Origin of the sequence: Hymenobacter armeniacus, assembly GCF_014699055.1 — a bacterium.
GTDB lineage: Bacteria > Bacteroidota > Bacteroidia > Cytophagales > Hymenobacteraceae > Hymenobacter > Hymenobacter armeniacus.
This window is the reverse complement of the sequence record NZ_JACXAC010000004.1, coordinates 471,407-495,030: the sequence shown is the minus strand read 5'-3', so window position 1 is coordinate 495,030 and position 23,624 is coordinate 471,407. Positions and strand designations below refer to the sequence as shown.

The window sequence follows — 23,624 nt, the reverse complement described above, 5'->3', positions numbered from 1 at the left end:
ATAATAAGGATGAGAGTTGCCTTCATTTTTTCAGGTATGTAGATAAGAGGCATTCAAGCAGCAGGCAGCGTGACCTTGCTCATTGATTTTACCGCCCCATCCAGCCGCCGTCGACGGTGAGGATGGTGCCGTGCACGTAGTCGCTCGCCGCCGAGGCCAGGAACACCGTTGGTCCTTTGAAGTCGGCGGCCTCGGCCCAGCGGCCGGCCGGAATGCGCGAGAGAATGGCGGCGCTGCGCTCCTCGTCCTGGCGCAGGGCGGCGGTGTTGTCGGTGGCCACGTAGCCGGGCGCGATGGCGTTCACGTTCACCCCGCGGCCGGCCCACTCGTTGGCCAGGGCTTTCACCAGCGAGCCGATGGCGCCCTTGCTGGCCGCGTAGCCCGGCACGTTGATGCCGCCCTGAAAGGTGAGCAGCGAGGCCGTGAAAATGATTTTGCCCTGGCCTCGTTTCAGCATCTCGCCACCCAAAGCGCGAGCTAAGCGGAAGGGCGCGTCGAGGTTGATATGGAGCACATCATTCCAGTCCTTATCGGAATGCTCGGCGGCCGGCGCGCGGCGGATGATGCCGGCGTTGTTGACCAGAATATCGATAACCGGAAACTCCTGCTGCACCCGGCTTAAGAATCTATTTACTTGCGCCCGTTGGCCAAAATCGGCTTGGTAGCTGTGGAACTGGCGGCCCAGGGCCCGCACCAATCGGCCGGTTTCGCCGCCGTCCGGTTTCGCCGTGGCCGACACGCCGATGATGTCGGCGCCGGCTTCGGCCAGGCCCAGCGCCATGGCTTGGCCAATGCCCCGCGTGCAGCCCGTCACCAGCGCCGTTTTGCCCGTTACATCAAAAAGAGAGAGCATTAGGTCTTATTTACAAAGAAATTGAAATGAGGCAGCAGCGAATCAGTCGGTGCCCGCAACCTGCCTTTAAAGCGTCGCGCTGCCTTTCAGGCGGATGTCGCGCGAGGAACTGCCCACCAGCACGTCGAATTTGCCGGGTTCCAGCACCCACTGCTTTTTGGCTTCGTTGTAGAATTGAAAGGCTTCGGCATTCAGGGGCACGGTCACCGTTTGGGCCTGGCCGGGCTGCAGGAAGACCTTTTTGAAGCCCTTGAGTTCCTTTTCGGGGCGCTTCACCGAGGCTTGCTCGTCGTGCACGTACACCTGCACTACTTCGGCACCGGCCGTCTTGCCCGTATTGGTGACGGTGAGCTTCACGGTGGCGCTTTTCGGGCCGGGCGTTACGGTCAGGTTGCTGTACTTGAAGGTGGTGTAGCTCAGACCGTGGCCGAAGGCGAACTGCGGGGCCACATTGTAGGTATCGTAGTAGCGGTAGCCCACCCAGATGTCGTCCTTATAGGTTTGCTTTAGCGGGTCGCCGGGCGCGCTAGGATATTCGCCGAGCTTGTGCGCCGGCGCGTCTTCCAGCTTCACCGGGAACGTGAAGGGCAGCTTGCCCGAGGGGTTCACATCACCGAATAGAATGTGCGCCAGCGCATTGCCGCCTTCCATGCCGGGGTACCAGGCTTCTACTAGCGCATTGGCCTGGCCCACCCAGGGCGCCACTTCGATGGGCCCGCCACCCAGCAGCACCACCACGGTGTTAGGGTTGGCGGCCAGCACGGCCTGCACCAGCTCATCCTGGCCGAAGGGCATTTTCAGGTCGGGCTTGTCGATGCCTTCGGCGTCGTAGGCGTTTTGGCCCCAGTTGGCGTAGTCGTACCCGTGGATGTAACCGCCCACGTACACCACCGCGTCGGCCGCTTTGGCGGCGGCCACGGCTTCGGCAATCAGCGCCGGGTCGGCTTTTTGGCCTCTGGCAACTTTGTAGCCTTCGGCGTAGGTGACGGTGGCTTTGTCACCTAATTCGTTCTTAATGCCCTGCAAGGGCGTGATTTCGTATTTGGCCTGGAGCTGCGCGCTGCCGCCGCCGCCCGCATTTTCACGCGTGGCATTGGCCCCGATGACGGCCACGGTCTTCACCGTTTTCTTCAGCGGCAGCAGGCCGTTGTTTTTGAGCAGCACAATGCCTTCCTCGGCCACTTTGAGGGCGGTGGCCTGGTGGGCGGAAGTGTTGTGCGCGCCCGGCTGGCGCTTTTTGCCGTCCAGCATGTTGGTAGCGTACATCACCCGCAGAATGCGCCGCACTTTGTCGTCGAGCAGCGGCTCCAGCTTGGGGTCTTGCTTGATGGCTTCCAGGGCCGCGTCGGCCAGGTAGAACCGGTCGTAGATGTTCTTGGTGGCGGCCGGGGCGGCTGCGCCGGTGCTGGCGGTGGCGCTTTGGTCCACGCTGTTGCGCTTCAGCACCAGGTCGGTGCCCATTTCCAGGTCGGTGCCGTTGCGCAGGGCGTCCATCGTGTTGTGGTTGGAGCCCCAGTCGCTCATCACCAAGCCTTTGAAGCCCCATTCGCCTTTCAGAATGTCATTCATCAGGTAGGCGTTTTCGGTGGCAAACTGGCCCCGGAACTTGTTGTAGGAGCCCATCAGCGCGTGCGCGCCGCCCTGCTGCACGGCGGCCTGGAAGCCGGGCAGGTAGATTTCCCGCAGGGCCCGCTCGCTCATGTTCACGTCGATTTTGTTGCGCTGCCATTCTTGGTTGTTGGCTGCGTAGTGTTTCACGCAGGCCGACACGCCCTGGGCCTGCACCCCGCGGATGTAGCCGGCCGCCATCTGCCCCACCAGGTAGGGGTCTTCGCTGAGGTACTCGAAATTGCGCCCGTTGAGCGGGGCCCGGATGATGTTGATGCCGGGCCCGAGGATGATGTCTTTGCCCCGGAAATTGGCCTCCTGGCCCAGCACGGCGCCGTAGGCGTAGCCCAGCTCGGGGTTCCAGGTGGCGGCCAGGGTGTTGTTGGTGGGCATGTACGTGCCGGCGTTGTTGGGGTCCGGCACGGCTTTCCAGTCGCGGCCCTGCTCGGGGCGCACGCCGTGGGGGCCGTCGGACGTCATCAGCTCGGGAATGTTGAGCCGGGCAATGCCGCCGGCGGCAAACGACGAGTTGGCGTGCACCATCTTGATTTTTTCTTCCAGCGTGAGCTGTTTCAGCAGCGCATCCACGGCCGCCTCGTTGGTCATGAGCGCGGCCTGCCGGTTGAGCGGGGTGGCACCGCGTTTCGGCGGAACGGGAGGCGAAGCCAGATTGAAAGCGGTAGCGGCGCAAAGGGCCGTGCCGGCTACTGCCATGAGGCGTACAGAAGCGAATTTCATAGGTGAGTTAGCAAAAGGGTTGCGGGCAAAAGATGCCGATATTGACGATGTTGTTTACTGGGTTTTCACCCAGCTTATTTCTGCCGGCGAAGCCAGGCGCCGGGCAAATTGGGCGAGGTAGGCATCCCACTCCGGCACGGCGCGGAACTGGCCGCTCTTCGTCCAACCAAAGCCCGCGTAGAAAACCAGCGGGCCACTCTGCGGGCGGGTAAAAACGAGGAGGTTGCTTTGGTCGGGCTGCTCCACGCGGTGGTCGCGCACCTCCGTCACGGCGCGCGGGTCCAGCACTACGCCGGTGCCGATTTCGGCGTCATCCACGGCCTCCCAGTACCGAAACCAGCCGGCTTTCTGGTCGGTCTGCACCGCGCCCTTCTTCTCGTGCAGCGTGATGCCCACCACGAAATTGGGCAGCGCCTGCGGGCTGCTGCAGTAGTCTTCGTAGCGGGTCAGGTTGCTGCCCAGGTCCAGCGAAATGCGCTTGCGCTCGGTGATGGTGCGGCCGTTGGCCTGCCAGGGCCCATACGTCAGCTCAAACACGGTGCGGATGGGGCCGGTGGCCAGCGTTTTGTAGCTGACGAAGTTTTTGGAAACCCACAGCCGGCCCTCGTCCCAGATGCCGGTGCCGCCGCAGCCGCGGCTGTCGCCCACGTGGTAGGGGTCGTAGCCTTCGCCGCGGTCGTGGTGGTAGTAGCTCGGGTCGGTTTTGTAGCCGGCGTACCACTTGTCGATGACCGGGCTGGGCACCCTTTTCAGCCAGCAGTCCATGCCGCTGGTGAGGGTGCCGTCTTTGCGGCCGGCCTCGGTGAGCTGCTGCGCCACGGGGCCGTAGGTGCGGAAGGCCACCCGCTCATTCTCCCAGGCGTAGTCGTCGATGCGCTCGGGCACGAAGCGGGAGAAGGTCGCATAGGGGCTTTTCGGGCGCTGGGCGGCTCCATCGGCTGCGCCCGACACGGTGAATTTCCGGGTTTCATTAGCGGCCAGCGCGGTCTGGAAAAGCAGCTCATCGGCCTGGCCGTCGGCGTTGTTGTCGAGCAACTGGCTTACTAACACTTTGCCGGCCGCATCGCGCACCAGCAGGTTGTCGGCGCCGTAGGCCTTGATGAGTCCTGATAGCCGCGCGGCCGGCAAGCTCACCGTTTCGGTGGGCCGGGCCACCGCCAGCCGGTTGCGCACGCTGAAAGCAAGCGCAGTAGGAGTCTTGGGCGCGGGGCGGCTGCCTCCTACCGGGTGCAGCGCCAGCGGGAACAAGAGCGGCGTGAACCCTATTGCTCTGGTAAAATGCAGCCAGGGATAGGCCATTGCTGAAGAAGGGCTTAAAAGTGACGTGGCAAAAAGGCGACGCTCCGACTGCGGCAGCAGTCGTGCGTTTTCGTGGATGTATCGTAGCGGGCTGGCCGCGCAACTCCTTCATTCCCGCACCCTGGGCGGGTCAATCAGCCAAAACCGTGAGGTGAGCAGCCCCGCAGAACGCGGGGCCGGCTGCCTGGGCTGGTGCAAGTACATGAGCCCGTTCGTGGGCCCGCGGCAGAAGCCGATGTTGCGATTGCGGCGGAAATATACACGCCGTTTTCAGCTGTCAACTTTTCGGCTTTTTGCTTTTTTCCCGCTTCGCTGCACCAAGGGCGGTGATGGTTGGGATGATTACCATTTTCACTAAAAGTATTGTGACAGGCCCGTGCTAAAAATGAAACAGCAACTGATTACAGTTTCATTTTTTGCTCAATAAAATATTGTATAACAGTATTTTAAATAATATTCACAAAATGAACCACGATGGTTCAAAATGAGAAAGTGGTAGCGTCGGCTTCCGCAGACATTTGTAGAGCCCCTCAGCAATTAGCTGCTCCGAGGCGGGCCATTCCCTCTGAGTTGCCTAGGCCAACGGCCCTTATCAGCGCCAGCCGCCTCACGGCCCCAACCCGGCACACAAGTCCCGCTGCGGAGGCGGTTTGTCGGAGCTCCTGGGTCCTGTTCGGGCACGAATTAATCTGCGCTGTTGGCGGCCCCTTGCGCCGCTTCTTACTTCCGAACCAACCCCCAAATTCCCACGCATGAAAAGACTACTATACCTCCTCCTGCTAAGCTGGCTCGCTATTGGGGCCGGCCACGGCCAGGCCATCTCGCCCTACCTGGCCGGTCAAAACGCCTGGCTGCCCAAGGCCCTGGGCAGTACAAACTACGGCGGGCTGCTCGACCAACTGTGGCCGGTGGTCAAGCAGTCGAAGGTGAAGATGATTCGCATCGGCGGCAACGGCGCCAACACCAACCTGATAACCAACGCCCAATACATCGCCCTGATTGACTCCATTCGCCGCATTGGGGCCGAGCCCATGGTGCAGGTGTCGGAAGGCCGCGGGCGGTTCACGGCCACGCAGGCGGCGCAGGTAGTAAACCATGTGAACATCACCATGGGCCGCAACGTGAAGTACTGGATTATCGGCAACGAGCCCGATTTGGCAGCCCAGCCCAACGTGGTGCCGGTGGCGGGCGTGGAAGCCTACATCAAAGGCTTCGCCTCGGCCATGAAGGCCGTGGACCCCAGCATCCTGATTGTGGGGCCCGAAAACGCCGGCTACAACGCCTACTACCCCGCCCTGCTGGGGGGAGCCAACGACGTGACCGGCACCGACGCCAACGGGCGCTACTACATCGACATCATTTCCTTCCACACTTACCCGTTCTCGGGCAACCAGACGCGGGCCCAGGTGGTGGCCGCCGGCCAGAACGTGGCCAACACCGTGACCAACCTGCTGGGCCTGATGGCCGCCGCCAACACCAAAAACAACCGCACCGGCGCCAACGCCCTGCGTTGGGCCCTCACGGAGTTCAACCTCGACTACGCCAACCCCGCTGTGAACACGGTGGAGGGCCTCGGCGCGCACTCGTTCATCAACGGCCAGTTTTGGGCCGAGGTGTTTGGCGTGGGCATGAAGTACGAGGCCGTGTCGATGCAGCCCTGGTGCATTCACGAGAGCAACGGCTCGCGCATCGTGAGCGACAAGGGCTACCTCGACGGCGCCACGGTGGCCACCATCAAGCCCCGCTCCTGCTTCTGGCACGAGATGCTGGTGTCGGAAAACATGCACGGCATTAACCTCAACGCGACTGATAATCAGAGCCTGGTGAAAGAGGTCTGCAGCCAGGACAACGGCACCACGGCGGTGATGGTCCTGAACGAAAGCGACGTGACGGACTTCGATTTCACGGTGCAGCTGAACACGGCCACGGTGCCGGGCACGAACGCACTCAAAATCAACGTGCCGGCCGGCATCAACGCGGCTTACAACGACAGAATCCCCGCGCAGTCGACGCTGGTGCTGCTGTTTGATGCGCAGGGCGCGCTCACGCGCAAGATTGTGTATTCGCTGCAACACGCCCAGGGTGCGCTGCCCCCAACCTACCTGCGGCCCGGCCAGACGCTGACGCTGGCGGATTTTTCGGCCGATAAAACCGTCACCTGCCTGGCCCCCGATGCGGTGACGTACACGGGCGCGGTGGTGGGCAGTTACACTTCGCTCACCTGGGCTTTCGGGGCGGGCGCCACGCCGGCCACGGCCAGCGGCCGCGGGCCTTTTGCCGTGACCTACACCACGGCCGGCGCCAAAAACGTGACCATGACGCTGGTGAACCCTGACACGACCATCGTGGTGAGCAAGCCGGCCTACGTGCAGGTGAATTCCTGCCAGCGCACGCCCTACAACGGCACGCCGGCCCTGATTCCGGGCGTGGTGAAGTCCATTGAATACGACTTCGGCGGCGAGGGTGTGGCCTATCACGACAACGAAATGGAAAACCGCGGCGCGACCGCCGACCCCACCGCCCCCCGGCCCAACGAGGGCGTGGATACCCAAAACGGCGACGCCGGCTACGGCAACATCGGTTACTCGGCCGCCGGCGAATGGCTGAAATACACCGTCAACATCCAGACCAGCGGCTACTACAGCATCGCGTTTCGGGTGTCGACGCCGGCTACTTCGACGGGCTCGTTGCGGCTGAGCGTGAACGACGTGGACAAAACCGGCGTGGTAGCCATTCCCGCTACGGGCAGCTACAACACCTACCAGAGCGTGGTGGTGAACAACGTGTATCTGGATGCTTCGCCGAACGCGACGCTGAAGTTTGACCTGGTCACGAGCAGCTTCAACATCTCCAAAATCACGTTCACGGCCATGCCTCCGCCGCCCATTGTGGTAAACCGCGTGTACAACGGTTCGAATGACGCGCTGGGCACCAACGACGCCGTGGAGCTGCTCGTGGTGCAGGACCACCTCGACATGCGCGGCATGATTGTGAAGGACTTTGACGCCAGCAGCACCACCGACGCCGGCGGCAAGTACCAGTTCAACAACACGCCGTTTTGGGCCGATATGCGCAGCGGTACCACCGTGGTGCTGCGCCAGCTGGCCGGCCCCGCCGGCTACGTGCCCGACTACGACGCCTCGGACTTTACCGTGGACCTGCTGCTCGGCAACAGCACTTACCTCACCAGCACCTCCACCAATTTCAACGTCACGCAGTACGAAATGGTGATGATTAAGGAAGCGGGTTCGAGCCCGACGGGCGTGGCCGGGGCCATCCACACGTTTGCGACGCGCCTGGGGCTGGCCGGCTCGGTGGCAGCGGGCACTTCGCCACTCTACCTCTCGGTGCCCGGCAACAAAATGACCTCACCCGACGCCGAAGCCGGCGGCGCCCCCAGCTCGTTTCACTACCCGCTGAACCCCACCCAGACCATCGCCGACTACAACGGCGCCGGCAAGGCCGCCATTTCCCAGAGCACCGCACCGAACTGGGGCTACGGCTTCGGCACGCCCAACGTCACCTACATTCAGTCCTTGCGCCGCGCCGTGACGGGACCCGATTTGGTGGTGACCAACGGCCAGCGCATGCCCGCCGGCGGCAGCTACAACAGCATTATCGTGCAGAGCGGCGGCACCCTGCTGCCGCAACTCACCACCACCGTGGCCACCACGGTACGAGTGCTCACCGGCGGCAAGCTTACCACCAACTGCCAAACGCTGAGCGGCGCGGGCAGCTTCGAGCTACAAGCCGGCGCCGAGCTGCAAATCTGCGACCCGGCCGGCATTGCGGCCAGCGGCAGCACCGGCGCCATTCAGCTAGCGGGCTCGCGCAGCTTCTCAATTGATGGCATCTACACCTACAACGGCACGGCGGCCCAAGTGACGGGCACGGGCCTGCCCGCCCAAGTGCGCAACCTCACGGTGAACAACCCCGCCGGCCTCACCCTGAGCCAAGCCGTGAGCGTGGCTCAGGTGGCCCGTTTGCAAAGCGGCAACTTGGCCACCGCAGGCCAGCCGTTCACGCTACTTTCAACGATTGATGGCACGGCGCTGGTCGACAACAGCGGGGGCGTTATCACCGGCAACGGCACCATGCAGCGAGCCATCACCAGCGCCACGACGGGGCCGGCCTACCGCCATATGAGCTCGCCGGTGGCGGGTACCACGTTCGGCAGCCTGGTCACCCCGGGCTTTACGCCCACATTCAATTCGGCCTACAACACCAGCGTAACGCCCAGTTCAGTGTCGCCGTTCCCCACGGTGTTTGGCTACGATGAAAGCCGCCTGGCCACGGCAACTTCCAACTATGCGGCCTTCGATAAAGGCTGGTTCTCGCCCGCCGATGCCACTGAAACCATGCAGCCCACGCGCGGCTACACCGTGAACGCGCCCGCCACCGCCGCGCCCATCGCCTTCACCGGCACCTTCAACAACGCCGCCCAGAACTCGGGACCGCTCAGCCGGGGCACTAACGCCGACGCCGGCTGGCAGTTGCTAGGTAACCCCTACCCCAGCCCCCTGGACTGGAACACCGTGACGCCCGCCCAGCGCCCGGGCATGGACGCGGCCATGTACGTGTACCAGAGCACCGGCCAGTACGCCGGCACCTACCGCACCTACGCCAACGGCGTGGGCGCCTCCCCGCTGATTGTGGCCGGCTCGGGCTATTTCGCCCGCGTTTCGGCCCCCGGCACGCCCGGCGCCGTGAACCTGACCAACACCAACCGCATCACCAGTTTCGACCCGCAGCCCGTCTTCGGCCGCGGCACCGCCAATACCCGGCCACTGCTGCGCCTCACGCTGAACGGCGGCAATTTGCAGGACGACGCCTACGTGTACTTCGAGCAAGGCGCCACAACTGGCATTGATACTGAATTCGACGCCACCAAGCTGCCCAACGCCACCGGCCTGGACCTGGCCACGCTGGCCGGCACCGCGCCGCTGGCCATCAACGCCCTGGCCCCGCTCGGCACTACCGACGTGGTAGTTCCGCTCAATCTACGCGTGCCGCAGACCGGGAACTTCGCCTTCACGGTGGCGCAGTTGAGCAATTTTAACGCGCCCGTGTATTTGCGCGATGCGCTGACCGGAACCCAGCAATTGCTGGCGGCGGGCAGCAGCTATCCGTTCGCGTTGGGCACGCTGGCGGGCGGCGACGGGCGCTTCAGCCTCGTGTTCCGTTCGGCCACTGTCACGGCTTCCCGTGCCGAGTTGACCACCGAAGCCGTGAGTGTATACCCCAATCCGGCCCGCGCCCGCTTCACCTTATTGCTGCCCCCGCTGGCGGGCCAGCACGCAGTGCGCGCCACCCTGCTCAACGCCCTGGGCCAAACGGTGCAGGCCCACACCATCGGCCTCAACGCCGCCGGGGCTACCGCCGAATTCAGCACCTCGGGCCTGGCCGCGGGCGTCTACACCCTGCGCTTGCAGGCCGATAATCAGGTGCTGACCAAGCGCGTGGTTATCGAGTAGCTGGCCTGGGCAGGCCCGATGAACTGCTTTGTGCTGGCTTTATCAGCGGGCGTCGACGCCGGTTAACCGGCCTTCCTTTCCCATTTCAATCGCAAACCAAAAACCAACTCGTCATGAAGCGAACCAAATTCACCCAAAAAGGGGCTGTGTGCCTGTTGTTTGCAACTGCTCTCCTGGTCTCGTGCGAAAAAGACAATCCACTGCAAACGACCACAAACGGGGATTATAAAATCGACCCCGTACGGTCCAATGCTATTTTTAGCAACATTCCTCTAAAAACGTTTACTGCTGCAAATCATGAATACACGGCTGCAGAATACGCTGCAGATTTTGGAGATAATTCCAAAACCGACAATTGGCGTGGAGGCAAACAGTGGATTATAGATAATTCCCTGCGCGTCCATTTAGATGACGGCTATTCGTATACCAACGGGCTAGTAGCTTCAAACAATGTATCCGATGGTACGGATTACGATATGAGTTACAGCTTTAAGTTTGACCCTGCCTTCACCTTTTCGGAAGGGGGAAAACTTGGCTGGGGATTTGAGATTGGGGACGGAGCCAGTGCCTGCAATGTTCCAACGGCGGGGCACGGAGCTAGTGTGAGGCTGATGTGGAAAAGAACATCCACTACAACTCACGCAATAAAGCCATACGTGTATTACTTCGATATGCCCAATACCCCTGCATATCATTGTGGTGATAATCCACAAAGCAAACAATTCGACGGATTGGAAAAAGGGGCGTGGTATAACGTTTATATACACGTCACAAGCAATACCTACAGCAACAGGAATGGCTATTTAAAAATACTCATCAAAAAGAGTACTGCTACTACTTGGACCGAGCTAGCAAACATCCCTGACATTCGCTGGACCAACGACCACAATTATCGTAAAATAACGAGAATATCGTTTGATACATTTAGGGGCGGGGATGACACCAGTTGGTCTGGCCCGGCTGGCGATATTTTTTACGATGATGTAAAAGTGAATCAGCTTGCTCCATGATTTCATATGAGTCTTAAGCACGAAAATGCTAATAAGGATTTTCGTGCTTAAAACTCATGTGCAATCGGCGGTTGTCCAGACGCCACACCCAGGCCACGTGACGGCCAACCACAGCCATACCTTGCGCCGTTTGGGACCCACAACCGTCCACATTTCAGCCAGTTCAAGGGCTTTCCAGCGTTGTTGCTGCGCTTTTTCGGCCGTAGGCGCGACGATGCTGGGCTGGTTCCCTGCGCCTTTTTTGCCAGTGTGGCTACCGTCATCAGTGGCAGCGAGCAAGCCCACAGGCGTGGCCGTGGTCGTTGCGATGAAGTTGCGCGCGGCCATAGTTGGCGCCCATATGTGGAGTCGTTGCCATCGACCTTCTGCAACAACCATCCTGATTTAGACCGCCTATTTTTTGAATGACTTGATTCAACAAATCAGGACATTAATCGCCCAATTAAGGCAGCATATAAACGTCGGCAACGCATGAAAAACCTATTGAAAGTGCTGAGAGAAAGGCGCAACGGTGGTTTAAATCTCTACAACAACAAAAACAATGCATTAATCATCTTGGCTTCGATTGCTATGGGCTGCATTGTATCATGCAAGGTTGGTGATTCCCAAACGGCAGCAACGAAACCGGTTGTGCCGGATTGGGCATTGCCCGGTTCATCCACGCACAAGCAGGTCCCTCCGCCGGCCGATTTTCACCGGGCCACCAAAACGTCAAACCGGCACATTGGCATTTTCGATGGCCAGAGCGACGTGGGCGCATCACTGGTGCCCGGAAACTCCAGTTTTGAACCGACTACGAAGGAATACACCATTAATTCGGCCGGTTACAACATCTGGTACACCCGAGATGAATTCCGCTTTCTGTGGAAGAAGATGTCGGGCGACGTATCGTTGGCTGCTGATGTCAAATTCCCCAATGCCGAAGGCTTTTTCGACAGAAAGGCGGTCGTGATTATCCGGCAAAGCCTGGACGATGACTCCGAAGAAGCCATGGTAGCCCGTCACGGCGCGGGCCTGATGCACCTGGCCTGGCGACCGGAGAAAAACACGAAGGTGTTGCAAATGAAAGTCCCGGAGAAAAGCGCCATGCGCATCGGGCTAGAAAAGCGCGGCGAAAACTACGCCATGTTCATTAGCCTCAATGGCGAACCCATGCACCAATTAGGCGACCCCATTAAGCTCACCTTCAAAGAGCCGTTTTACGTGGGCATCGGCTTCTGCTCACACATTCCGGATAAAATAGATACCGCCATTCTCTCCAATGTGGTCTTAGAAAACGCCGCCGGGAGGCTGCAGTAATCAGCAGATTGCCAACGCCCACCCCCGTCCACCCGAGCCAAATTCAATCATAATGAGATTTCTTCTAATCTGTTCCTTGTTCGCAGCAATCTTTTTCACACAAGCATGCACTACTGCAAAAAGTGCAGGTGGAATCGGAACTGCTTCCAACACGAAAAAGGCAATGCTTAGAGCTCTGGCGTGGCAAGAGGCACATCCAATTGTCGAAAAGTCGACCAAAGACTGGACCAATGGGGCTTACTATACTGGAGTTGTGAAAGCTCATCAGGCCACCGGCGACGCTGATTTTTTGCAGGCTCTGCAAGCAATGGCCCGGAAAAATGAATGGCAAACCTATATCCGCATCAACAGCGCCGATGACGTGGCCATCAGCTACGCGTACTTGTATCTGGCAGCCCTTGGCGAAAAAGACGCCAACCTAGTGCCGACCGAAGACTTCATCAAAAAGCATTTGGCTTATCAGCAGGAGCAGCAACGCACCAAACCGTTGTGGTGGTGGTGCGATGCGCTTTTCATGGCGCCGCCGGTTTTCACGGTGCTGGCCAAACGGAACAATAACCCCGTGCTGCTGGACGACATGTACCGGCACTACAAAGAAACCTATGACCTGCTCTACGATAAAGAAGAGCACCTTTTTGCCCGAGACGACCGGTTTTTGTGGACGGGCGCCAGCACCGATAGGAAAGAGAAAAACGGCAAAAAGATATTCTGGTCCCGGGGAAACGGCTGGGTACTGGGCGGCTTGGCTCTAATCCTGCAGGACCTGCCGAAAGACGACGCGCACCGTCCTTTTTTTGAGCAGCTTTTCAGGGAAATGGCCACCAAAGTGAAGACCCTGCAACAGCCCGACGGGATGTGGACCACCAGCCTGCTCTCCCCCGAGTCTTACGACCACACCGAAACCAGCGGCAGCGGCTTCTTCACCTACGGCATTGCCTGGGGCATCAACAACGGCCTGCTCAATCCGGCCGATTTCAGGCCCGTGGTAGCGAAGGCTTGGCCCGCCTTATTGAAAATGCAAAAACCCGACGGCATGGTTGGTTTCGTCCAAAACATTGGCTTCGACCCGCGCCCGGCGACGGCTGACAGCTGGCAGAACTACGGCACGGGCGCATTTCTATTGGCGGGCAGCGAAGTGCTGAAACTAAAATAAACTGCCAAGCCGCACCAATTCATGAATAAGCCTTCCGTTCTCCTGGCCGTTTTTCTGCTTACTGCTCATTCGGCTTTTTGCCAGGAATGGCGCAGCAGCTTATATCCCTCAAACTGGAAGCCGGGAATGCAGGACAGCGAAGGCCGGTTCCTGCACGATTTCTCCTATGCCGGCTATCATCGGGGTGAGCGGGCGCTTCCTGACATAAAAAAGAACACAGTAGACGTCACCAAAGCGCCTTATGCAGCAGATAATTCGGGCAAAGAGGATGTGACGGCCACAATTCAAAAAGCGCTGAATGATGTGGGCCAGCGCGGCGGCGGGGTGGTCTATTTGCCGGCGGGGAAATATCGGATTGACGTTTCGGCTGCCAAGGCCAACCCCTTGAAGATAAGCTACAGCAACGTGGTATTAAGGGGTGCAGGCATCGGCCAGACGTTCATTTTTAATGACAATTCCGATGTGCGAAATACCGCCGTCATCCAGGCCAAGCCAACCGCCGGAGGCAATTGGCTGAGCCCCGAAAGCAAGGCAGTGAGCATAGCCCAAGACTTGTTGCTGCCTACTCAAACCATTCCGGTTTCCTCCGTTCAGGATTTTAAAGTGGGGGACTGGATAGTTCTGCGAACTGATGTTACCAAAGAGTTTATCACGGAGCATAACATGGACAACCTGTGGGAACCCTCGCTGGTTGGCACCCTCTTTTACCGCTACATCACGGCGATAGATAAAAAGGCAAACACCCTGCAGATTGACGCCCCTACCCGGTATTTTCTCAAAAAGCGGGATAACGCCCGGGTGTACAACGTGCAGCCCGTGCTGAGCGAGGTTGGCATCGAGGGTTTTTCCATTGCCAACCGGCAATCAACACTGCCGGGCTTGGGAGGCCTGGATTTCAATACGAAGGGGACTGCTGCTTACGAGGTACACGGTGCTCACCTAATCATGATAAACAGCGCCATCAACTGCTGGATTAGAAATGTCAGCACTTACAAGCCGGACGAGAATAAAGACGATATCCACCTGGTTTCCAGCGGGGTGTTGCTGCAGAACTCCCGGTTTGTGACGGTGGACGCGTGTTCCTTTCAGAAAGCCCAGTACCTGGGCGAAGGCGGCAATGGCTACATGTACACGCTGGCTTCCAATGATTGCCTTATCCGGAACTGCTTTGCCGCGTATGCCCGCCACAATTATGATTTCAAATCGATGCGGAGCAATGGCAACGTCATTCTGCGCTGCCGGGGCGAAAACTCGACGCTGGCCAGTGATTTCCACATGCACCTGAGCATGGCCAATCTGTTTGACAACACGACGCTGAACAAGGATTTTTTAGAGGCCAAATTCCGGCCCTGGGGCACCCTGCCGGAAATGCACGGCTACCCCACTACCCAAAGTGTGTACTGGAACACGGTGGGCGAAGCCTACCCGGCGAAGTCACCTTATGTAATCGATTCCGAGCAGTTTGGCTGGGGCTACGTCATTGGCACCAGTGGCCCGGCCAGTGCCGTTAAAACTTCGCCAACGGCCGGTAAGATAAAAGAATACAACTACGATTCGGCCCCCGAGGACTTCAAAGAAGGCATCGGCAAAGGCGAATCCTTGCTACCCAAATCCCTTTATTTAGACCAGCTAGCAAGAAGGCTGAAGTTGCTTAAATGAGGCAGGCTCCTCGAGTGGTTGAGGCTCTGAAGAAACAAATCGAGATGCCATTTTGAGCAACTGAAAGGCCCCGAAGCAGCGCTGCTTCGGGGCCTTTTGACGTGGTGCAGTTTCGCTGCTTTCGGTGCTCCCCGCGCGGGCATCGCCTTCTTTTCTCCTTCCTCGACCTCCCATCTGGAAGATGTATAAGTGCCCGTGTGAGTGGGCGCGGCCGCTAAAAATATTGTGACAGCCGCGTGCTAAAAATGAAAATCAGCTCCTCACCATTTTGAATTTTCAGTAACCATAACATTGGCAATCAATAAATTAATAAATAAATCTCATTTGAACAACATCTGTTAAAAATGAGAAAGAGAATGGGGATTTCACCATGGACCTTTGATACGCTAACTCCTCATTGAACACGCTGAAGGAATGGAAAAGCCAGCTGCTGCAAGAGCTGCTTTTCCATTCCGCAGTGGCCTTGGAAACCGTGGTTTTCGTGGTTGAGCTAGTGCCGGTTTCAGTCGTCTTTTTTTTGCAATCCCACCCATTCTCATTTCGCATATGAATCATTTTTTACCGTCTGCTCGCTTGCGTGGGGCGGCTGCTTCGCTGCTGCTGCTGCCCGTGGCGGGCGCGGCACTGGCCGCCAACCCGGCCTCCGCCGCCAGCCCCGTCTCGGCCACTGTGCTGGCCGACATCACCGTGAAAGGCCGCGTGGTAGATGACAAAGGCAGCGCCCTGCCCGGCGTGACCGTGGTGGTGAAGGGCACCACCATCGGCGCCTCCACGGGCAGCGACGGCACCTTTGCCCTCACCATCCCCAGCACCGTGACCAACCCGGTGCTGAGCATCAGCTACATCGGGTTTGCGCCGCAGGACGTGCCGGTGGGCGGCCGCACCGACATCAGCGTGACCTTGCGCGAGGACGCGCAGAAGCTCAACGAAGTGGTGGTGATTGCCTACGGCGAGCAGTCGCAGAAAACGCTGACGTCGGCCGTGACGCAAATCGACGGCGAGGCCATTGGCCGGCAGACCGTGGCCACGCCGGGCGAGGCGCTGGCGGCGCTGGCGCCGGGCGTGGCCGTGCAATCGGACCAGGGCGGGGCGCCGGGCGCCCCGCCGACCATCGTCATCCGGGGCGGCACCTCGCTGGGCACGTCCTCCGACCCACTGTACGTGGTGGATGGCTACCCGCTGCAGGACGCGGCCCAATTTAACCTCATCAACCCCAACGACATCGACAACATCTCGGTGCTGAAAGATGCCGCTTCAACGGCTATCTACGGGTCGCGGGCGGCCAACGGCGTGGTGATTGTGACCACGAAGCGCGGCAAGTCGGGCCAGACGCGCTTCGCGCTGTCGAGCTACACGGGCATTCAGCGCATCTCCAAAAAGCTGGACGTGCTGCACCGCGACGAATACATCGACTGGCAGAAGGACCGGGCGCGGCAAGCGGCCTTCCCCAACGCGCCGGGCGCGCTGCCTCCTGTTTTTTTGAACGACCCCGGCAGCCTGCCCGATACCGATTGGCAAGACGAAATCTACCGCGACGCCGTGATTCGCAACGTGCAGCTGACCGCTTCGGGTGGCACGGAAAAGGCCCGCTTCAACGTTTCCGGGGCCTATTTTAAGCAGGACGGCGTGCTGTTGGGTTCGTCGTACGACCGGTTCAACCTGCGCTTCAACCTGGACGCCAACCTTACCTCCAAGCTGAAAATTGGGGTGTCGGTGGCGCCGTCGCTGGGCATTCAGGACCGGCAGGCGGCCAACGGGGCCTACAACCAGTCGGGCGGCTCGGCCAACAACGGCACCCGGGCCGTGCCCAACGCCACCTCGCTGGCCTTGCTGCAGTCGCCCGCGCTGCCCGTGTTCATCGCCAACGGCGACTACGGCACGCCCGTCAACCAGGTCATTGGCGCCAACAACACGAAATTCTATACCGACAACGTCTTCAACCCCCGCCAAACGGTGGACCTGAACCAGAACACGTTCACCAGCTACCGGGTGTTTGCCAACACCTTCCTGGAATGGTCGCCGCTGCCGGGGCTGCGCCTAAAAACGGCCGGCGGCGGCACCCTCACCACCGACAATCAGTCGGCCTATATTCCGGCCACCATGGCCTCGGAAGCAGCCCGCGGTGCCAACCTTTCTACACCGGTGCTGAGCTCAGTGTATGCCCGCGAAAGCTCGAACCAGGCAATTGACTTCCTGTGGGAAAACACGGCCACCTACGACAAGCAGGTGGGCGACCACCATTTTGGATTGCTGGGACTGTTTTCGCTGCAGAAGTTTCGGGCCCGCAACACGGCCACTTCCGCGCGGCCGGGCACCGTCACCACGAATTTGCTCGAAAACCCGTTGGGTTCGCCCGACCGGATTGGTGAGTTGACCTACGACCAAAACGCCTTTCGGAGCTACGGTGGACGTTTGACGTACGATTTCAAGAAGAAGTACCTGTTGTCGGCGGCGCTGCGCACCGATGGCTCATCGCGCTTCGGGCCGAACAACCCCTATGCCGTGTTTCCGTCGGCGTCGCTGGGCTGGCGCGTGAGCGAGGAAGGGTTCTGGCAGGGCATCAAGCCGGTGATGAACGAGTTGAAATTCCGGGCCAGCATCGGGCAGACGGGGAATGCCAACATCGGCTCGTTCAACTACCTGAACACCATGGCCGGCAGCAACTACAGCTTCAGCGGCGTGCGGACGTACGGCTACATCCAACGCGGCCTGGGCAACCCCAACCTGACCTGGGAGAAAAACCAGCAGACCGATTTGGGCATCGACGCCGGCTTCTTTGGCGATAAAATCACGCTGACGCTGGACTACTATAACCGCGAAACCACCGGCATGCTGCTGAACCAGACCTTGCCCGGCGCGTTTGGCTTCGCCACTTCGTACCGCACCAACATCGGCGGGCTGCGCAACCGCGGCCTGGAGCTGGCCCTCGGCACCACCGTCAACCTGGGCCCGGTGCGCTGGACCATCAACGGCAACATTTCCGGTAACCGCACCAAGGTGCTCGACCTGGGCGGGGTGACCTCGCTGCCGCCCGAGGCGTCGGTGTTTGGCTGGAACAACTCCTACCAGTTGATTGTGGGCGAGCCGCTGGGCAACATGTACGGCTTTCAGGTGCTCGGCGTGTACAAAAACCAGGCAGACCTTGACGCCTACCCCTACGCCGGCATCCGGGGCCTCGGCAACTGGATTATCAAGGACCAGAACGGCGACGGCATCATCAACGAAAGCGACCGGGTGAAAATCGGCAAGGGCGTGCCCGATTTCCTCTACGGCCTCAACCAGACCTTCACCTACAAGGCGTTCGACTTGAGCCTCAGCCTGCAGGGCGTGCAGGGCCGCGACATCATTCAGGGCAACATCCGCCAGTTTTACACGCTGGCCAGCAACGGCACCAACATCACCCGCGAGTTCTACAAAAACACCTGGAGCCCCGACGCCCCCGACGTAGAAACACGCTGGCCGCGCATCGCCGCCGGCGGCTACAACCCCGGTACCCAGCTGACCGACCGGCAGGTGTACGACGGCTCGTTTCTGCGGGTGCGCAACCTGACGGTGGGCTACACGGTGCCGGCCACCCTGCTCAAACGCGTGAAGCTGCAGAGCCTGCGCCTGTACGCCACCGGGCAGAACCTGTTCACCTTCACCCGCTACCCCGGCTACGACCCCGAAACGAGCATCAACGGCGGCTCGCTCATCACGCCTGGCCTCGACCAAAGCAGCTACCCCGGTATCCGAGTGTTCACGGGCGGCCTCACGGTTGGTTTTTAATCTGTCGACTTTTGAATATCATGAAACCCACCACGCTTATCCTCCGTGCCTTGCTGTTGTCCGGCCTCACGGTGAGCAGCTACGGCTGCAAAGACTTTGTGAACCTCACGCCCCAGGACATCATTCCGGTGAGCGGCTTTTACAAGACCGAAGCCGACCTGCAGGCCGCCCTCACGGGCACCTACGGCTCCATGCGCAACGTGTACAACGGCTACTTCCAGTTCACCGAGCTGCCTTCCGATAACACCCGCAGCATCAACTCCAGCGAGGTAACGTACGGCCCCTTCGACAAGCTGACCTGGCTGGTGAACAACAACAACATCTCCGGCGCCTGGAACCAGCACTACACCGTCATCGCCGGGGCCAACGTGACGCTGGGCCACGCCGACGACGTGAGCTACGCCAACCCGGTGAACAAAACCCAGCTGGTGGGCCAGGCCAAGTTCCTGCGCGCCCTGATGTACTTCAACCTGGTGCGCTTCTTCGGCGATGTGCCGCTGGTGCTCACCGAGCTCAAGAGCCAGGCCGAGGCGCTGGACTTGGTGCGCACGCCCGCCGCCCAGGTGTACGCCCAAATTGAAAAAGACCTCGCCGACGCCGAAGCGTCCCTGCCCCTCTCCTACACCGGCGCCAACGTGGGCCGCGCCACCAGCGGCGCCGCCAAGGCCCTGCTGGGCAAGGTGTACTTACAGGAGAAAAAGTGGCCCGAAGCCGAAGCCAAGCTGGCCGAAGTGGTGGCGCTGACGCAGTACCAACTGCTGCCCGATGTGAACAACGTGTTTGGCGTGGGCAAGGACAACAACGCCGAAATCATCTTCGCCTGCCAGTATTTCAGCTCCGGCAACGGCGAGGGCAACTCATTCGCTTACAACTTCGCCCCCGCCAACGCCAACGTGACCACCGTGGTGGCTGGCAGCACCAACCTCGGCACCAAGGACCTGAACGATGCCTTCGAGGCCGGCGACCAGCGCAAGGCGGCTTTTCTCGTCGCCTCCGGCACCGGCAATGCCACCGACTACTACGCCAAGAAGTTCGTGTACAACGTGCTGGCCGCCAACGAGGGCGACAACGACTGGCCCGTCCTGCGCCTGGCCGACGTCGTGCTGATGTACGCCGAAGCGCTGAACAACAACGGCAAAACCGCCCTGGCCATCCCGCAAATCAACCGCGTGCGCACCCGCGCCGGTCTGGCCGCCAAGCCCCTCACCCTCACCACCGCCGACACGCAGCTGGCCATCGAGCAGGAGCGCCGCGTGGAGCTCTGCTTTGAAGGCCACCGCTGGCACGACCTCATCCGCTGGGGCAAGGCCACTAGCACCATGCTGGCCTTCAAAACCAAGTACGCCACCCTCGACGCGGCCAACGGCACCATGGCCCCCAGCGTGACCAAGGAGCTGTTTCCCATTCCGCAGGTCGAAGTGTTGCTCAACAGCAAGCTGACGCAGAACCCGGGGTATTAAGAAGGAGCGTGATTGTAAAAGAATTGGGGAGGGGGCTGGTTCTGACCAGTTGCCTCCCCAATTCTTTTTTAAACAGTTCAAAATATTACCCTGCCGAACACCGCCGAGGCAACTCTGCTGGGGAATGACGCCCTGACAACTGGCCAACTCCTCAGTATGCATAAGGCAAGGTGAAAGAATTTATCTTTGAACTGTGGACTACTTAGTCGGTGGTGCTTTCATCGCGTTATTTGTTTGGGCGGCCATTCGGTCGTTTTACTTGCGCTATTGGGGCGTTGCCACAACGGGAATCATTGTGGCCTTGGAACGCACAGCCAATGGGGATGGGGTCACCTACAAACCGGTGGTGGCCTTTACAACGCGTGAAGGCGTGCGCATTGAGGCGAAGAGTATGTATGGCACCGAAGAAGCCGGCAAGTATTTCCGCGTGGGGGAGCAAGTGGCGTTGCGCTACGCGGCAAGCAAACCGCCGCGCTTTGCCATTGACGGCTACGAAGTATCTGCCGTGCTATTTCTTTTTTTCTTCGCAGTAGCCGGGGGCATGATATTCTGGGTAATAACATAATCAGCCAGCTTGGGGATTAAGAGCAACTATGCCAGAAGCTAAAAAGTCGCGCAGCGGTGACAGAAACGAAGGACGAATCTGTCACCGCTACGCGGCTTGATTTTTTAGCACAAGACGCTTCCCAAATGATTGACAGCCCTGCTGAATGGCGACTGTTCAGACATCACTTTTCAGCTACAGCAGCGCCAGAAACTGGTTGTAGTTCTGGTAGCGCCAGAGGGCTTCGAGCAGGTAGTAGTCGGCGTACACCAGCGGCACGTCCACTTCCGAGTTGGCGGGCTTGTAGCCGGTGGCGTGCTTCAGCAAGAAGAAGTTGTTGGTACCGGCCGTGGCCAGGTACTGCGGCGTGCAGAGGCTGCTGAGCAGGCCGGTGGCGCCTTGGTAATACTTTTTGGGGCTCTTGGCGTACTTACTCAGCTCCAGCAGGCCTGAGGCGGCGATGGCCGCCGCCGAGGCGTCGCGCGTCGCGTTGGGGATGTCGGGCGCGTTAAAATCCCAGTAGGGAATGTGGTCGGGAATGCGGTTGGTTTGCTTGAGGAAGTAGTCGGCCGCGTGCTGGGCGGCGGCCAGGTAGCGCTGGTCGCGGGTGTTGCGGTAGAGCATGGCGTAGCCGTAGATGGCCCAGGCCTGCCCGCGCGCCCAGCACGACTGGTCCGAGTAGCCTTGGTGCGTCATGGCCTTGCGCATCTGGCCGGTGCTCGGGTCGAAGTCGAGGACGTGAAACGTGCTGTAATCCTTGCGGAAGCGGTTTTTCAGGTCGGTGTTGGCGTGGGTTTTGGCGATGTGGGCAAAGGTGGTATCGCCGCTAAGCTTGCTGGCCGAAAACAGAAAGTCCAGGTTCATCAGGTTGTCCACGATGACCGGATAGGTAAACGGCGCAAAGTCCCACGACCGGATGGCGCCCACCGTCGGGCTGAAGCGGCGCGAGAGGGTGGTCGCGCCCTGCAGTAGCACCTCGCGGTATTTCGGCGTCTGCGTCTGCGCGTAGCCTTGCCCGAAGGAGTTATTTAGGATAAAGCCCAGGTCATGGTTGTCGGTGGTGAATTTCTCGGCTTCCAGCGTTTCGGTGCGGGCGGCGGCGCGGCGGCGCCAGCTGTCCTTGCCCATGAAGCGAGCCAGCTGCCAGAGGTTGCCGGCGAAAAAACCGCTGGTCCAGTTGCGCGAGTTGGTGAGCTGCAGCGAGCCGTCGGGCTTGGTGGTGCGGGGCTGCTGCGTGCTGTCGGGGTACTGCCGCAGGAAGGCGGCGTACTGCGCCTCGGCCAAAGCCACTACCTGGCCAACGGGAATATCAGGGGATTTCTGGGCCGCCGCGGGGCCCGCCAGCGCGAGCAGGAGCAGCAGCGTCGGGCGCGGTGCGGTCATGGGAAAGGGGTAGTCTGGAAAGGTGGCAAGGGGAGCCGCGCGGCCACTGGCGGCCCCGACGGATGGATTGGTGCAATTTTTAGCTCGGCGGCCCTGGGGCATCTTCGTCCCACCGCGAAACCTCCAGGGCCGCTTCGCTACAAGGTCCAGGGGCGCCGCACGTGGTCCGGATACAGCGCGAAGACCTTGTCGGCGGCCAAATCAGGGTAATGTTGGCCGGCCTTGTCGTAGAGCAGCAACGCGGTGTGGTTGCTGATGGGCGCCACGTCGGCGCGTTCCATTTGCTTCTCTTTTAGCAAATAGGGCTTCAGCCAGGCCACGCCGGCGTGCAGGCCGCGGCCGTCGGGCAGGGCGTAGTTCCAGAGGTCGATGTTCACTCTTTCGCCTAAGCGGGCCAGGCGCACCCAGCCCAGCATGTTCATGGTCACGTAGTTCCAGGGGCGGGTGCGGGCCAGCTCCAGGGGCTGGGCGCCGTCGGGCTGCAGCTGCGTGGCAATGCGCGCCTTGGTCTGGGTTTCGAGCACCTTGCGGGCCAAGGCGTCGTCGCCGGTGAAGAGGGCAAAATCCACCACCTCCGAGTCCCAGAAGGTGCCGTGGTTGTTCTCCACCCTGCCTTCGGCCGAGCCCAGCGGGCTGGTCTGAGCCCAATTGGTGAATTGCCGGAACCAGTCCTGCAAGCCGCTCACCAGCTTGGTATCAATGCTTTTGCTGGCGCTCATCAAAGCCAGCGCATCGGGAATTTCCACGAGGTTGCGGGTTTCAATCATGCCGTAGCAGCGGCCCGTGTACAGGCCCGGAATGGCCTGCGCAAAGTTCAGGTTGGGATTCATGCGCGTGGCCGGGTCTAGGAAAAACCCGCGCAACTGCCTAGCGGCCTGGGCGGCGTATTCCTCCTTGCCGGTGAAGTAGTAGGCCACGGCCAGCTTTTTCACGTCGCTGGTCATGTCCAGCATGTGGTCCTCGTCGGTGAAAGCAGCCGCTTCGGGGTTGCGCAGGCCGTCGCGGTTGATGTAGGGCTTGCCGTCGGGTTTGGCGGGGTCGGGCCAGCTGTAAGGCGCCTGCGACATGTAGTCGTGCTTGTTGCCGGTGGGGGGCGTCTGCGTTTTGTTGACGATGGTGTACGGGCCGTGCGTCAGGGCCTTTTGGGCATCGGCCACGGCGGCCTGCACCTGTTTGGTTTCGGCCGGGCTGCCTTTCTGGTAAGCCGCTTTGTAAGCGGCCATCTGGGCGCCGTCGAGCAGAATAAACGCCGGACGGCCGCCCTTCTGCGCGCGGGCCTCAACCGTCCCCAAGCCCACAACCAAGACCGCCACTCCGCACCGAACCAGCAATTTGCGCATCATAAAAACAGGAGTTGTAAACAGTCCATTGAGTCG

At 60.2% G+C, this 23,624-nt stretch carries 13 protein-coding genes; 8 read left to right on the top strand and 5 right to left on the bottom strand.

Features of this window, described 5'->3' with window-relative positions:
• Window positions 1-88: 88 nt before the first annotated feature.
• The 3 genes from kduD to IC234_RS13485 form a co-directional block, all read right to left on the bottom strand.
• The gene (gene kduD / locus IC234_RS13495; protein ID WP_190925456.1) at window positions 89-853 is read right to left on the bottom strand and encodes a 2-dehydro-3-deoxy-D-gluconate 5-dehydrogenase KduD; all 765 of its coding nucleotides are present in this window, start codon (window positions 851-853) and stop codon (window positions 89-91) included.
• 66 nt (window positions 854-919) lie between these two features.
• Complete coding sequence (locus IC234_RS13490) at window positions 920-3,199, bottom strand: glycoside hydrolase family 3 C-terminal domain-containing protein (protein WP_223827673.1); 2,280 nt, start codon at window positions 3,197-3,199, stop codon at window positions 920-922.
• A gap of 54 nt (window positions 3,200-3,253) precedes the next feature.
• The gene (locus IC234_RS13485; protein WP_190925454.1) at window positions 3,254-4,498 is read right to left on the bottom strand and encodes a DUF4861 domain-containing protein; all 1,245 of its coding nucleotides are present in this window, start codon (window positions 4,496-4,498) and stop codon (window positions 3,254-3,256) included.
• 752 nt (window positions 4,499-5,250) lie between these two features.
• Here IC234_RS13485 and IC234_RS13480 point away from each other — a divergent pair.
• The 8 genes from IC234_RS13480 (at window position 5,251) to IC234_RS13445 (ending at window position 20,886) form a co-directional block, all read left to right on the top strand.
• Complete coding sequence (locus IC234_RS13480; RefSeq protein ID WP_190925451.1) at window positions 5,251-9,972, top strand: carbohydrate-binding protein; 4,722 nt, start codon at window positions 5,251-5,253, stop codon at window positions 9,970-9,972.
• 113 nt (window positions 9,973-10,085) lie between these two features.
• Window positions 10,086-10,982, top strand: coding sequence for a polysaccharide lyase (locus tag IC234_RS13475; RefSeq protein WP_190925450.1), 897 nt, complete (start codon window positions 10,086-10,088; stop codon window positions 10,980-10,982).
• Between the two features lie 471 nt (window positions 10,983-11,453).
• Window positions 11,454-12,281 carry a hypothetical protein gene (locus IC234_RS21860; RefSeq protein WP_223827672.1) on the top strand — a complete coding sequence of 276 codons (828 nt, stop codon included), beginning with the start codon at window positions 11,454-11,456 and terminating at the stop codon, window positions 12,279-12,281.
• Window positions 12,282-12,357: 76 nt separating this feature from the next.
• The gene (locus IC234_RS13465) at window positions 12,358-13,434 is read left to right on the top strand and encodes a glycoside hydrolase family 88/105 protein (protein ID WP_190925448.1); all 1,077 of its coding nucleotides are present in this window, start codon (window positions 12,358-12,360) and stop codon (window positions 13,432-13,434) included.
• A gap of 21 nt (window positions 13,435-13,455) precedes the next feature.
• A complete protein-coding gene (locus tag IC234_RS13460) occupies window positions 13,456-15,093 on the top strand; it encodes a glycosyl hydrolase family 28-related protein (protein ID WP_190925445.1) in 1,638 nt (545 codons plus the stop codon).
• A gap of 546 nt (window positions 15,094-15,639) precedes the next feature.
• Window positions 15,640-18,861: a SusC/RagA family TonB-linked outer membrane protein gene (locus IC234_RS13455; RefSeq protein ID WP_190925443.1), complete on the top strand. Its 3,222-nt coding sequence runs from the start codon at window positions 15,640-15,642 to the stop codon at window positions 18,859-18,861.
• A gap of 20 nt (window positions 18,862-18,881) precedes the next feature.
• On the top strand, window positions 18,882-20,321 hold the full coding sequence (locus IC234_RS13450; protein ID WP_190925441.1) for a RagB/SusD family nutrient uptake outer membrane protein: 1,440 nt from the start codon (window positions 18,882-18,884) through the stop codon (window positions 20,319-20,321).
• A gap of 193 nt (window positions 20,322-20,514) precedes the next feature.
• Window positions 20,515-20,886 (top strand): DUF3592 domain-containing protein, encoded by a 372-nt coding sequence (locus tag IC234_RS13445; RefSeq protein WP_190925439.1) that lies wholly within the window; start codon window positions 20,515-20,517, stop codon window positions 20,884-20,886.
• Window positions 20,887-21,060: 174 nt separating this feature from the next.
• On the opposite strand, the gene IC234_RS13440 is transcribed toward IC234_RS13445, so the two are convergent.
• Both IC234_RS13440 and IC234_RS13435 read right to left on the bottom strand, forming a co-directional pair.
• Window positions 21,061-22,248 (bottom strand): glycoside hydrolase family 88 protein, encoded by a 1,188-nt coding sequence (locus tag IC234_RS13440; protein ID WP_190925437.1) that lies wholly within the window; start codon window positions 22,246-22,248, stop codon window positions 21,061-21,063.
• Between the two features lie 137 nt (window positions 22,249-22,385).
• Window positions 22,386-23,591, bottom strand: coding sequence for an alginate lyase family protein (locus tag IC234_RS13435; protein ID WP_223827671.1), 1,206 nt, complete (start codon window positions 23,589-23,591; stop codon window positions 22,386-22,388).
• Between the last annotated feature and the right edge of the window lie 33 nt (window positions 23,592-23,624).